The sequence below is a fragment of the Arthrobacter sp. UC242_113 genome, from assembly GCF_044054585.1.
Classification (GTDB): Bacteria; Actinomycetota; Actinomycetes; order Actinomycetales; family Micrococcaceae; genus Arthrobacter.
In genome coordinates this window covers 4,506,821-4,519,246 of record NZ_CP171968.1, presented here as the reverse complement: position 1 = coordinate 4,519,246, position 12,426 = coordinate 4,506,821, and the positions used below count along the sequence as shown (strand labels likewise).

16 protein-coding genes are annotated in these 12,426 nt (G+C 68.3%); 13 read left to right on the top strand and 3 right to left on the bottom strand.

The window, feature by feature from the left end:
- Nucleotides 1-31 precede the first annotated feature (31 nt).
- Nucleotides 32-571 carry an O-acetyl-ADP-ribose deacetylase gene (locus ACHMXB_RS20650; protein ID WP_395401487.1) on the bottom strand — a complete coding sequence of 180 codons (540 nt, stop codon included), beginning with the start codon at nt 569-571 and terminating at the stop codon, nt 32-34.
- Nucleotides 572-703: 132 nt separating this feature from the next.
- Between ACHMXB_RS20650 and ACHMXB_RS20645 the strand changes: the two genes are divergently transcribed.
- The gene (locus tag ACHMXB_RS20645; RefSeq protein ID WP_395401485.1) at nt 704-1,333 is read left to right on the top strand and encodes a DedA family protein; all 630 of its coding nucleotides are present in this window, start codon (nt 704-706) and stop codon (nt 1,331-1,333) included.
- Between the two features lie 31 nt (nt 1,334-1,364).
- Here ACHMXB_RS20645 and ACHMXB_RS20640 read toward each other — a convergent pair whose 3' ends face one another.
- On the bottom strand, nt 1,365-1,670 hold the full coding sequence (locus ACHMXB_RS20640) for a hypothetical protein (protein WP_395401483.1): 306 nt from the start codon (nt 1,668-1,670) through the stop codon (nt 1,365-1,367).
- A gap of 176 nt (nt 1,671-1,846) precedes the next feature.
- Between ACHMXB_RS20640 and ACHMXB_RS20635 the strand changes: the two genes are divergently transcribed.
- The 12 genes from ACHMXB_RS20635 to ACHMXB_RS20580 all read left to right on the top strand — a co-directional run bounded on the left by ACHMXB_RS20635 (nt 1,847) and on the right by ACHMXB_RS20580 (nt 11,379).
- Nucleotides 1,847-2,176, top strand: coding sequence for a hydrogenase maturation nickel metallochaperone HypA (locus ACHMXB_RS20635; protein ID WP_395401481.1), 330 nt, complete (start codon nt 1,847-1,849; stop codon nt 2,174-2,176).
- Nucleotides 2,177-2,179: 3 nt separating this feature from the next.
- Entirely contained in the window at nt 2,180-3,055 is an 876-nt protein-coding gene (hypB, locus tag ACHMXB_RS20630) for a hydrogenase nickel incorporation protein HypB (protein ID WP_395401479.1), read from the top strand.
- A gap of 30 nt (nt 3,056-3,085) precedes the next feature.
- Entirely contained in the window at nt 3,086-4,144 is a 1,059-nt protein-coding gene (locus tag ACHMXB_RS20625; RefSeq protein ID WP_395401477.1) for a hydrogenase expression protein HypE, read from the top strand.
- Nucleotides 4,145-4,172: 28 nt separating this feature from the next.
- Nucleotides 4,173-5,966: a nickel-dependent hydrogenase large subunit gene (locus ACHMXB_RS20620; RefSeq protein WP_395401475.1), complete on the top strand. Its 1,794-nt coding sequence runs from the start codon at nt 4,173-4,175 to the stop codon at nt 5,964-5,966.
- A 3-nt stretch (nt 5,967-5,969) separates the two neighbouring features.
- The gene (locus tag ACHMXB_RS20615; protein WP_395401473.1) at nt 5,970-7,226 is read left to right on the top strand and encodes a NifU family protein; all 1,257 of its coding nucleotides are present in this window, start codon (nt 5,970-5,972) and stop codon (nt 7,224-7,226) included.
- A 133-nt stretch (nt 7,227-7,359) separates the two neighbouring features.
- A complete protein-coding gene (locus ACHMXB_RS20610; RefSeq protein WP_395401471.1) occupies nt 7,360-8,028 on the top strand; it encodes a DUF5947 family protein in 669 nt (222 codons plus the stop codon).
- Nucleotides 8,025-8,678: a DUF6084 family protein gene (locus ACHMXB_RS20605; RefSeq protein ID WP_395401469.1), complete on the top strand. Its 654-nt coding sequence runs from the start codon at nt 8,025-8,027 to the stop codon at nt 8,676-8,678. Before ACHMXB_RS20610 ends, ACHMXB_RS20605 begins: the two co-directional genes overlap by 4 nt.
- The gene (locus ACHMXB_RS20600) at nt 8,675-10,075 is read left to right on the top strand and encodes a hypothetical protein (protein WP_395401467.1); all 1,401 of its coding nucleotides are present in this window, start codon (nt 8,675-8,677) and stop codon (nt 10,073-10,075) included. Before ACHMXB_RS20605 ends, ACHMXB_RS20600 begins: the two co-directional genes overlap by 4 nt.
- On the top strand, nt 10,072-10,191 hold the full coding sequence (locus tag ACHMXB_RS20595; RefSeq protein ID WP_395401465.1) for a DUF6893 family small protein: 120 nt from the start codon (nt 10,072-10,074) through the stop codon (nt 10,189-10,191). The genes ACHMXB_RS20600 and ACHMXB_RS20595 overlap by 4 nt, the downstream gene beginning before the upstream one ends.
- Before the next feature lie 141 nt (nt 10,192-10,332).
- Entirely contained in the window at nt 10,333-10,695 is a 363-nt protein-coding gene (locus ACHMXB_RS20590) for a hydrogenase maturation protease (protein ID WP_395401463.1), read from the top strand.
- Between the two features lie 14 nt (nt 10,696-10,709).
- Complete coding sequence (locus ACHMXB_RS20585; protein ID WP_395401461.1) at nt 10,710-11,015, top strand: HypC/HybG/HupF family hydrogenase formation chaperone; 306 nt, start codon at nt 10,710-10,712, stop codon at nt 11,013-11,015.
- Nucleotides 10,993-11,379, top strand: coding sequence for a hypothetical protein (locus ACHMXB_RS20580; RefSeq protein WP_395401460.1), 387 nt, complete (start codon nt 10,993-10,995; stop codon nt 11,377-11,379). Before ACHMXB_RS20585 ends, ACHMXB_RS20580 begins: the two co-directional genes overlap by 23 nt.
- A 79-nt stretch (nt 11,380-11,458) precedes the next feature.
- Here ACHMXB_RS20580 and ACHMXB_RS20575 read toward each other — a convergent pair whose 3' ends face one another.
- The gene (locus tag ACHMXB_RS20575) at nt 11,459-12,232 is read right to left on the bottom strand and encodes a DUF6390 family protein (RefSeq protein ID WP_395401458.1); all 774 of its coding nucleotides are present in this window, start codon (nt 12,230-12,232) and stop codon (nt 11,459-11,461) included.
- Nucleotides 12,233-12,426: the final 194 nt, after the last annotated feature.

The window sequence follows — 12,426 nt, the reverse complement described above, 5'->3', positions numbered from 1 at the left end:
AAGGCCGACGTCCGCCAGCCGAACCAATCCGCTAGGCAGCACCTTCAAGGACATTCCGGAAGACCGCCGCAGTTTCCGGACCAAAGAGCACAAACTCCACCAACTCCACGCCGTGTTCGCCGCCTTCGGCAGAGCGCGCGGCGTAAGACCTGACGGCGTCAAACGCCACCTGCGCCACCTGTCGGGCGTCCCAGCCGTAGACCCCCGCGCCGACCGCGGGAAAAGCCAGCGACCGGACACCCAGGCCCTCCGCAACCCGCAGGCTCTCGGTAAAACAGGACGCGAGCAACGCGGGGTTGGTCTGCCCGGCGTGACGGTTGGGCCCGACGGTGTGGATGACCCAGCGCGCCGGCAGCCCGAACCCTGGGGTGGCCACGGCAGCGCCCACCGGCAGACCGTCCTGGAGCGTGGTTGCCCGCAGCCCGCGACAGGCCGCCAGCAGTTCCGGTCCAGCTGCCCGGTGGATTGCCCCGTCCACGCCCCCGCCGCCCAGCAGCGAAGAGTTGGCGGCATTTACCACTGCGTCCACCGGCCGTCCGGTGATGTCACCCTCTACGATCTCTATCCGCATGCAGCCAGTGTGGCATTGCCAACCGGCCACGTGTAGGGGTCCGCCCGCGCGCATGACTTCCACCAGGTGCCGGAGTCCTGCCGTGGCTTTCGGCCCGGCGCGTTCCCGCTCTGGGTGCGGTACGTTGTGCAAATGGACTTCGGCAATCCGGACACGTGGAGCACGGCGATCTACTTCTGGATCATTCCGGCCGTCCTGGGCGACGCCATTTTTCCGCCGATCCCGTCCGAGATGGTCCTGATCACGGGCGGTGCCCTGTCCGCCGACGGCCGGGCAAACCTGTTCCTGGTCGGTATCCTGTCCGCCACCGCCTCGTGGCTTGGCGACATGGTGGTGTTCCAGCTGTTCAAACGCCGGCTGAGCCATATCCTGGACCGCTGGGCCTGGGGCCGGAAGATCCACCGCGGCATCCACGAGGCCATCGCCAAGGCCGGCCGGTCCTCCGCTTACGGCACCATCATCGGGGCCCGGTTCATCCCAGGAGGGCGGCTGGCGACGTCGGCCGCCGCAGGCATCGCCGACGTCTCAACCCGGGGCTTCAGCCTGTGCGCCGGGCTGGGGGCGGTGCTGTGGGCGACGTGGCTCGTGGGCCTCGGCTTCTTCACGGGCTCCGCAACGGGGCTGCCGTTTTGGGCGAGTTCGCTGATCGGTGTGGCCGTTGGCCTGGTGATTGGCGCCGTCGTGGGTCTGATCGTCACGCGCCGGCGCGGCGACCGCTCCCCCGTGGACGAGCCGGGCGGTGCCCCCGGTCCGGGCAATTAAGGTCGGGCCCCCCGCTCCGGGCGCCTGAGGCTTAAACGGGCGCCCAGCGGCCGCGGCTGCGGCGGAGCACCGAAAGCGAGCCTGTCAGCGCAACGCGTTCGACGGCGTCGCGCATCACGGCTGCCGACTCCCGCGCCGCGCTGTTCTCACTGCTGTATTCCGTGGGTTCCACGAGGAACCGCAGGTTCAGCTGCGGCACGCCGCCGGCCAGTTCCAGCTGGTGCGACTCCACATGGTGCCGCGACCTGAGCGACTCCACAGCGGTGTCCATCACGGTCTCGGGACGGTTGCCCGGCTTCAGCCCGGTGATCTTGAGTCTGGTCTGGAAGGACGGCATCCTCTCACCCTAGCGCCGGGCGCGACGGACACAGCGCGAACGGACAGTTAACGCCCCACAACGCGGGCCCCGCAGGGCCTTTTATCTGTCCGTTCGGACCGGGGAACGGCGGGCGGAAATTCGGACGGTTGCGTTTTCTCTGGAGCGAGCCTATCTTGGCAAAAAGGGGCGCGATTATGCACGAACTCTCCATCACGCAGGGCCTTGTCGACGCCGTTCTGGACCGCACAGGTGAACGGACGGTGACGGCGGTCAACCTCAGGATCGGTCCCCTTTCCGGCGTACTGGCTGATGCCGTGCGTTTTTGTTTTGACGTGGCGGCGGCCGGCACTCCGCTGGCTGGCGCACGGCTGCACATCGACGAACCGCGGGGCCGCGGACGGTGCCGCAGCTGCCAGGACGAATTCAACCTGAGCGATCTCATTCTGCTTTGCCCTTGCGGAAGCGCGGACGTCGAAGTCCTCAGCGGCGGCGAGCTGATGCTGATGTCCGTGGAGGTGGCATAGGGCATGTGTACAACATGCGGTTGCGGCGACGAGGCCGGCACGCGCATTTCAAACCTCGCAGGGGAACTGCAAACACCTGGGCAGGGGCACCCGCACAGCCATACCGATGAGCACGGCCGCACGTACACCCACGAGCACGGGCACCACCATGCGGCGCCGGGCACAGAAACCATCGTGCTCGAGCAGAACCTGCTGGCCAAGAACGACCTGCTGGCCGCCACGAACCGCGGCTGGCTTGCCGGCCGCGGGGTGCGCGCCTTCAACGTCATGAGTTCACCGGGCGCAGGCAAGACCACTCTCCTGGTCCGCACGCTGACCGAACTCGGCGGGCGCCTGGACGCGGGTGTCATCGAAGGGGACCAGGAGACGTCCCTCGACGCAGACCGCATCCGCGCCACCGGGCGCCCCGTCATCCAGATCAATACCGGAGCCGGCTGCCATCTCGATGCCGACATGCTGCGGCACGGCCTCGATGCGCTGGCCCCGGAGCCCGGCTCCACGGTCTTCATTGAAAATGTGGGCAACCTCGTCTGCCCCGCGCTTTTTGACCTCGGCGAAACGGCCAAGGTGGTGATCGTCTCGGTAACGGAAGGTGATGACAAACCCCAGAAATACCCGCACATGTTCATGGCAGCCGACCTCGTGATCGTCAACAAGTCGGACCTGCTCCCCTACGTCGACTTCGACGTCGAAGAATGCCTGCGCCGCATCCGGCAGATCAATCGGCGGGCCGAATACCTCACGCTGTCCGCCGCGACCGGCGAAGGCCTCGCCGCCTGGTACGGCTGGCTCGACGGCGCCACCTCCCAAGCGGCGGCGCCAACCTCCGGGGCAGCCGGGTCAGAACCCCTGACCGGCGCCCTGACAAAAGCACACTGAACCCCGGCAGGGGCACTGAAAGAGGCAACGATGCCTACGGAAACTTCCCTCAAGGCCGAAGAAGCCCTCATCCACGTGCTGTGGATCAACGCAGGGCTCAGTTGTGACGGCGACTCGGTCGCCCTGACCGCGGCCAGCCAGCCGAGCGTCGAAGAAATCGCCCTCGGGGCGCTGCCCGGCCTGCCGAAGATCGCCATGCACTGGCCACTGATCGACTTCGAATGCGGCCCGCAGGAAGGGGCCGACGATTTCCTGGAATGGTTCCGCAAGGCGGACCGGGGGGAACTTGAACCGTTCGTGCTGGTGGTCGAGGGATCCATTCCCAACGAGAAACTCCATGACCCCGGCGGCTACTGGTGCGGGTTCGGCAACGACCTCGAGACCGGCCAGCCCATCACCACCAGCGAGTGGCTGGACCGCCTGGCACCCAAGGCCACCGCGATCATCGCCGCCGGAACCTGCGCAACCTACGGCGGCATCCACGCCATGGCCGGCAACCCGACCGGCGCCATGGGCGTGCCGGACTACCTCGGCTACGACTGGAAGTCCAAGGCCGGCATCCCCATCGTCTGCGTTCCCGGATGCCCGATCCAGCCTGACAACCTCTCCGAAACCATGACGTACCTGCTCTATCAGGCCACCGGCCAGGCACCGATGATTCCGCTGGATGAGGCACTGCGACCCACGTGGCTGTTCGGCAAGACGGTCCATGAAGGCTGCGACCGGGCCGGCTACTACGAGCAAGGCGACTTCGCCACCGAGTACGGGTCCCCCAAGTGCATCGTCAAGCTCGGCTGCTGGGGCCCCGTGGTGAAGTGCAACGTGCCCAAGCGCGGCTGGATGAACGGCATCGGCGGCTGCCCCAACGTCGGCGGCATCTGCATCGGCTGCACCATGCCCGGCTTCCCGGACAAGTTCATGCCCTTCATGGATGAGCCTCCCGGCGGCAAGCTTTCCACCAGCACCATCCGGCCCTACGGCTCCGCCATCCGGACCCTGCGGGGCATCACGACGCACACCCTGGACCAGGAGCCCAAGTGGCGCCGGCCCGGACCCGAGCTCCTCACCGGGGCCCGGCGCACCTGGTAACCCACCCAATTCCAGACAGGCAAAGACAATGACGTCCACAATTCCCATGGGTTCCGGAAGCGGAACGGGTAACAACAACCTGGTGGAAATGAACTGGGATCCCATCACCAGGATCGTCGGCAGCCTCGGCATCTACACAAAGATCGACTTCGAGAACAACCAGGTCGTGGAATGCAAGAGCACCTCCTCGATCTTCCGTGGCTACTCCCTCTTCATGAAAGGCAAGGACCCAAGGGACGCCCACTTCATCACCAGCCGCATCTGCGGGATCTGCGGCGACAACCACGCCACCTGTTCCTGCTATACGCAAAACATGGCTTACGGCGTCAAGCCCCCGAACCTCGGCGAATGGATCGTCAACCTGGGCGAAGCCGCCGAGTACATGTTCGACCACAACATCTTCCAGGAAAACCTCGTCGGTGTGGACTACTGCGAAAAGATGGTCTCCGAGACCAACCCCGGTGTCCTCGCCAAGGCTGAAAACACCCGGGCGCCCCATGAGGCCGACCACGGCTACCGGACCATCGCCGACATCATGCGCTCGCTGAACCCCTTCACCGGCGAGTTCTACCGCGAGGCCCTGCAGGTCAGCCGGGCCACCCGTGAGATGTTCTGCCTGATGGAGGGCCGCCACGTGCACCCCTCCACGCTTTATCCGGGTGGTGTGGGGACGGTGGCGACAATCCAGCTGATGACGGATTACCTCACCCGGCTCATGCGCTACGTCGAGTTCATGAAGAAGGTCGTCCCGATGCACGACGACCTGTTCGATTTCTTCTACGAGGCACTGCCGGGCTATGAGCAGGTGGGGCTCCGGCGGACGCTGCTGGGCTGCTGGGGGTCGCTGCAGGACCCGGACTACTGCAACTTCGAATACAAGGACATGACCGAGTGGGGCCGGAAGATGTTCGTCACCCCGGGCGTGGTGGTGGACGGCAAACTGGTCACCACCGACCTGGTGCGCATCAACCTGGGCCTGCGGATCATGCTCGGCTCCTCGTACTACGAGGACTGGGAAGACCAGGAAATGTTCGTCACCCACGATCCGCTGGGCAACCCGGTGGACCGCAGGCATCCGTGGAACCAGCACACCAACCCGCGGCCGCAGAAGCGCGACCTTGCAGACAAGTACAGCTGGGTCATGTCCCCGCGCTGGTTCGACGGCCAGGACAACCTCGCCCTGGACACCGGCGGCGGCCCGCTCGCACGGCTCTGGGCCACGGCCCTCGCCGGGCTCGTGGACATCGGTTACGTCAAGGCCACCGGCAGGAGCGTCCAGCTCAACCTGCCCAAGACCGCACTGAAGGGGCCCGTCACATTCGAGTGGAACATCCCGCAGTGGAGCAACACGCTCGAACGCAACCGCGCCCGCACCTACTTCCAGGCCTACGCCGCGGCTGCTGCGCTGCACTTCGCGGAAAAGGCCCTCGAGGAGATCCGGGCCGGACGCACCAAGACGTGGGAAACCTTCGAGGTCCCGGATGAAGGCATCGGCTGCGGCTTCACCGAGGCGGTCCGCGGCGTCCTGTCCCACCACATGGTGATCCGCGACGGCAAGATCGCCAACTACCACCCCTACCCGCCCACCCCGTGGAATGCCAGCCCCACCGACTCCAACGGCGTTTCCGGCCCCTACGAGGACGCGGTCCAGGGGCAGCCGATCTTTGAGGAGAACGACCGGGAGCACTTCAAGGGCATCGACATCATGCGCACCGTCCGCAGCTTCGATCCCTGCCTTCCGTGCGGTGTCCACATGTACCTGGGCAACGGGCAGACGCTGGACATGCTCCATTCCCCCACCCAAACCCTGACCGGCGAGTAGGCCATGCTCGCCGGGGACCGGCCGCCACTACAGAACGGCGACCAAATCGGCACACTCCTTGACGCCCTCGGCGCCGGCGGGGCGGTGGCCCGCGGCCGTGCCGAGGACCTGGTCCGGCAGGTGACAGACCTTTACGGTGCGGGACTGCAGCGGATCATGGAGATCCTGCAGTCCCATGGAAAGCTCGACGACGTCACGCTTGAAGCGCTGACCGCTGACAGCCTGGTGGCCGGCCTCCTGGTGATCCACGGGCTGCACCCCCATTCGCTGGAGGCACGGGTGGCCGCGGCGCTGGACAGTGTCCGGCCCTACCTTGGCTCCCACGGCGGCGACGTGGAGCTCGAAGGCATCAGTCCCGACGGCGTGGTGCGGCTCAAGCTGCTCGGCACCTGCCAGGGGTGCCCGTCGTCGTCCGTCACCCTCAAGTACGCCGTCGAGGAGGCCATCCAGAACGCCGCCCCCGAGGTGACGGCCATCGACGTTGTCGAAGCTGAAAAGCAGCCGGGCGCCCCGGCGCTGATTCCGGTGGACTCGTTGCTGGTCCGGGTGAACAATCCGGCCGGCGGCATGCCAGCAGAATCCTGGCACGACATGTCCGGCGGCACGTGGGAACCGGTTCCGGAGATCGCCGGGCTCGAACCCGGCGAGGTGGCGGGCTTCCTGGTCGGGGGCTACGCGGTGCTGGCCTGCCGGACCGGGCAGGACATCTACGCGTACCGCGACTACTGCCCGCGCTGCACAGGTTCGATGGCCGGCGCCGTGCTGCAGCGCGCCCTCGCGGCACCGGCTGGCGGAGGCCTGCTCACTTGCCCCACCTGCCGCGGCCACTTTGACGTGCGGCGGGCGGGCACCTGCCTCGAGGACAAGGACCTGCACCTGGAACCGCTTCCGCTGCTGGTCCGGAACGGAGTGATGTCCGTGGCGGTCCCGACGGTGTCCGTGCAGTCCGGGCCGCTGCCGGTTGCCATTGCCCCGGTACCGCCGGCAACCCCGGCAGCCGTGACGCCGGTGCAGGCAATCCCGCTGGTGACACCGGCCGGGCTGGAACCCGTCCCCGCTGCACCTGGACCGGAACCGGCGGAGCCGGCCCCAGTGTCTGCGGCGGTGCCCGTGTCCGCAGCGGTGCCCGTGCCCGCCGTGTCCGTGCCGCCTGCGGTGTCCGTGCAGTCGGCACCTGCGGCTGAGGCGGCCGAGCCCACGCCGACGCCGACGCCCGGCATGGCCCCGGAACTGCAGGCAGCCGGCGGACAGGACCGCTGAGATGGACATGGAGAACGGAGGAGGTACAGGGCGCGGCTCGGAAAGCGGCCAGGCCAACGGCGCCTTGCCGGTGGCCTTATTGCGGCGAATTTCGGCGAACCGGCCTGCTCCCGCCGCCGGGGAATGCTGCGAGATGTGCGGCGAACCGATTTCCGATGCACACCAGCACGTGGTGGACTTGGGGAGCCACGCGATGATGTGCACCTGCCGGCCCTGCTACCTCCTCTTCACCGATGCGACGGCCCATCTGCGCTACCGCTCGGTGCCGGACCGATACCTCTCCTTCCCCGGCTTCGATCTCGGCCCTGGGCAGTGGGACGAACTGGAAATTCCGGTGGGTCTGGCGTTCTTCTTCCGCAGTTCCCAACTCGGCCGCACGGTGGCGTTCTACCCGGGTCCGGCCGGGGCCACGGAATCGGAACTGCCTCTCGCCGCCTGGGACGGCGTGCTGGCCCACAACCCGGCCCTCGGCCTCGCGGCGCCGGACACCGAGGCGCTGCTGATCCGCGGCCCGGGTCCGGGCAGGGCCGCCGCGGACTGCCACCTCGTTCCCGTGGACGCCTGCTACGAGCTTGTTGGCCGGCTGCGCCGCCTCTGGCGGGGGTTCGACGGCGGCCAAGAGGCGCGCGATGAGCTCGCCGCCTTCTTCGACCGGATCTCCCGGCGCAGCGTTCCGGCTCCGGCAGATTCCGCCAGCCCGGCATCCGCGAGCGCGGCATCGGGCCCCACAGCACCGGGCCGCACAGCACCGGGCAGCACGGCGTCCGGCATCAATACGTCCGGTACGGGAGGCCCCCGGTGACTGAGCTTTCCTTCGCCGTGCTGGAGATCCGGCCCGAACCCTACGCCGCCGCCCCGCAGCTGACGGCCAGGTTGCAGCTCACGGAAAGCACCGGGGCCACGGTGCACGCCGTGGCGCTGCGCTGCCAGGTCAGGATCCTGCCGCAGCGCCGCGGCTACGCGCCCGAGGAGGAGGCGGGCCTGCTGGACCTCTTCGGCGGCCGCGGCCGCTGGCCCACCACGCTCAAGTCGTTCGTCTGGATGCAGTGCAGCACCATGGTGCAGGGTTTCACGGGCAGCACCGAGGCGGACCTCCCGCTGCCCTGCACGTTTGATTTCGATGTGGCCGCCGCCAAATACCTGCATGCCCTGCGCGACGGCGAGATACCGCTGGAGCTGCTGTTTTCCGGCACCGTGTTCACTAAAGGGCAGACCGGGTTCACCGTGGAACAGGTGCCGTGGGACCGCGAAGCGTCGTATAAGCTGCCGGTCGCCGCCTGGCGGAGCCTGATGGACCAGTACTTCCCCAACGCCGGATGGATCCGCTTGGACCGCGACGTCCTGGCAGCACTCACCCGGTACAAGTCCGCCGCGGGCCTCACGTCGTGGGAAGCCACGGTGGAGCAACTCCTGGCCCAGGCTGCGGCCGATGTGTCAGGGGAACGGCCATGAACACCAGCCTGGCCCTTGCCCGGGCCGTCGCCGACGCAGTCCTCTACGAGGGCTACCTGCTCTACCCCTACCGCGCCTCCGCCCAGAAGAACCGGGTCCGCTGGCAGTTCGGGATCCTGGGTCCGCCGGGCGCCGCGGAGGACGGCAGCGGGGAGGAACCGTCCCTGTCCGCCGACTGCCTGCTTGCCCCCGGCGCCGAGGCCGGGCTTGAAATCCATTTCCGCTTCCTGCAGCTGCAGACGCGCACGGCAGAAAAAGCGGACGACGGCGGCGGGTTCACTCCCGTAGACAGCCTCACCGTGGGCGGTGCGAACTGGCTGAGCTGGGACGAGGCCGTTGAACAGGAAACGGCGTTCGGGCCGTTCTCCGTGGCCCAGCTCCGGGCCGGACAGGTCCTGCCCGTGGAGGTCCCCGAGGGACTCGACGTCGAGGAACTCAAGGACGACGCCGGGAGGCCGGCCGGCCGGCTGGTGCGCCGCCGTCGTGCTCTCCGCGGCGAACTGCGGCTTAATGCCGCCGAAGAGTCCGGCGCGCTGCTGCGGCTCAGCGTCACCGCGGCCAACACGGCTAATCCACTTTCGGCTCATCCCCTGCCGGCCGGGAACCGGCAGGACGCCACCGCGGCCTCCTTCATCGGGGCCCACGTGCTGCTCGGCGTGCGGGACGGGGACTTCGTCTCGCTGCTGGACCCGCCGGCGTGGGCAGAGCAGGCAGCAGGGCGGTGTTCCCAGCACCGCTGTTGGCCGGTGCTGGCCGGCCCCGAAGGCCAGACCGACGTGCTGCTGGTCTCACCCATCATTCTCTACGACCACCCTGCCGTGGCCCCGGAAAGTTCGGTGGCGCTGTTCGACTCCACGGAGATCGACGAGATCCTCACCCTGCGGGTGCTGACGCTGACCGACGAGGAAAAGGCCGAGGCGCGGGCGACGGACCCGCGGGCCGCCGCCGTCATCGACCGCTGCGAGGCGATGTCGCCGGAGGACCTCCAGCAGCTGCATGGCGCCCTGCGGAACCCGCACGCGTTCGCCGCGGATCCCGACGAGTTCGCCCCGGCCGAATCGTGGAACACGGCCGGGCAGGACGTTCCCTGGTGGAATCCGGAGGCGGAGGCCCGTGTCCGGCCGGACCAGGACGCCGTCGTGATCAACGGCGTCTCAGTGGCGCGCGGCAGCCGGGTGCGTGTGCACCCGAGCCGGCGCGCCGACGCCCAGGACCTGTTCTTCGGCGGACAGACCGGGCGGGTCACCAGCGTGCACTTCGACGTCGACGGCAGCACCCACGTCGGGCTCGTCCTCGAGCAGGATCCGGCGGCCGATCTCCACGAGGGCTACGGCCGGTCCTTCTACTACGCACCCGACGAACTGGAGCCGCTGGAGGGAAAGGAAAACCCGCAATGAAGGCAATAGGAATGGCCACTGTTTCCGTGCTGGCAGCGATGGCCCTCTGGGGCATCTACGTCGGAATCCGCTCAGTTCCGGACATCCGGCGGTACATGAAAGTGCGGCGGATGTGACCGCCGGCGTCCTCGTGGCAGGCGTCGGGAACCTGTTCCTGCACGACGACGGCTTCGGCCCCGAGGTGGCACGGCACCTCGCCGGCCATCCGCAGCCGCTCGCCCCCGGCGTCCGCGTGGTGGACTACGGCATCCGCGGGCATGCATCTCGCCTACGATCTCCTCGCCGGCGTGGACACCCTGGTCCTCGTGGACACTGTGCCTGCGGACGGGAACTCGGCTCCGGGCAGCATCCGCGTGCTCCGGGTCAGCGCGGCGGACCTGGACGGCAGGGCCATGCTGGATCCCCACGGCATGGACCCGGCGGCAGTGCTGGGCCGGCTTCGGTCCATGGGTGGCAGCCTGCCGGCCACGTACGTGGTGGGCTGTGTCCCCGCGGACCTGTCCGAAGGGATCGGCCTCTCGCCGGCGGTGGCCGCTGCGGTGCCCAAGGCCGTCGCCGCCGTCGGGTCCCTGCTCGGCCCGCACTCTTCCACTCCAAACCTGTTTTCCACGTCAAAGTAGGGCGGTGCCTGTACATGTGCCTCGGAATACCCGGCAGGGTCGTTGAACTCCTCGAGGGGTACGGCGGCCAGCTCGCACTCGTCGATGTGGCCGGAGTGCAGCGGAAAATCAACATCGGGCTGCTGGATGAGGGGCCCCTGGAACCCGGCACCTGGGTCCTGATCCACATGGGCTTCGCGCTGGAACGCGTGGACGCCGCGGGCGCGGAACAGGCCATGGACGGACTGGAGCTAATGGGCCGCCCGGCGGACACCGGCCCCGGATCCCAGCCGGCACAACAACCACAAGGAGAGCAGCATGTCGCCCACGAACCAGCCTGACCCCGCCGGCGAGGAAACGCGCGCGGCCGAGGAAACCGAGCAAACCGCCGCAAAGGGCGCCGCAGAGGGCACCGCACCGGGGACAGCCCGGGCCTTCGGCAGCGAACCACCGCTAAAGGAACCGGCCCAGCCCGGAGCGGACGAAACCCCTGAAGACGCGGCACCCGCTCCGGCTGACGTCGGCGTCAGCACCACCCGCAGGGGCGAGGACGTCATCAAGGAGGAGGGCACCGAACCGGGACGCGAGCACACGGGAACTGAGGATTCGCCCGCCGGCCGGCCAACCGGCGAGTCGTCCGCCCGCGACGCGACGGCCGTCAAGACCCCCGAGCATCCCGACAGCGCGGCGCCGCAGTCACCGTAAGCCGCAGTCACCGTAGCCGGCCGCTTTTGCTGTTCGCAGGTTGGTGGCCGGCGCTGCTGGCCGGCGCTGGTGGCCGGCGCTAGTGTTCGAGCGCTATGGCTGCGCCGCGGTGTTCGACGCCGCTGTTGGCAATCCGGAGGTGCCGCGCCGTAAAGTGCTTGAGCTGCTGCAGCTGGTGGGTGGAGAGGCGGTCGCACACCCAGTCCCAGTGCAACGAGACGACGTCACCCAAGGCCAGCCCGGCCACGAAACCGGTCCCGTTAACGGCAAACTTGGCCGATTCCACCACGGGTTCGCCGACGTCCAGCGCCGTGCCGTCCCAGACCAGCGGCCGGGACCGCACGACGGCGTCGTCCCCGGAGATCGCGAGCACCTGCCCCCAGCGGATCCGGCACCTGTCCAGCACGTTCAGCGCGGTGGCGTGCCGGCGTTCGTCGCGGAGCAGGCCGAGCCACGGGTAGATTTCGAACACGTGGAAGCTGTGGTGCGGGACCCCGCCCGCCAGGACGCCTTCCACCAGATGCGGGAACTGCCGCCCAGTGCGCGCCCGGAACCTGTCCTCCATGGAGTTGCCGAGGTTGGTGATGCCGACGGTATCCAGGAGGCTGTTGCCCACCCAGTAGGCCTCCACCACGCGGGCGTCCAGCGGGTCCGTGATGCCGTGCGATCCGGCGATCAGTTCGAGGTAGGGCCAGGCGCCGGCAAAACCCTTGGCCAGTTCGCGGAGCCCCTGGTCCGTGACGCCGGATTGCCCGTAGTGGAGCAGGGCGTCGCTGTCCGGCGGGCCGCAGCTGCCCCGTGAATTGGGCGGATAGGCATAGCGGACGAACAACTGGGCACCATCGATAACCATCCCGTGGCCACCTTCTGCGAGCGTCCTCTGAAAGTAGCACCGGGCCCCTGACCCGGACAAGGGAACATGGCGCCGACAAGGGACCGGCGGCGTGCGGCCAGGTCCGGGCAGCGAGACCCGCCCCTCGCCGAACGCAGGACAAAGCGTTGACAGCTCTGCCCCTGAAGCGGATGCTGTGAAGACCCACGCGCAGG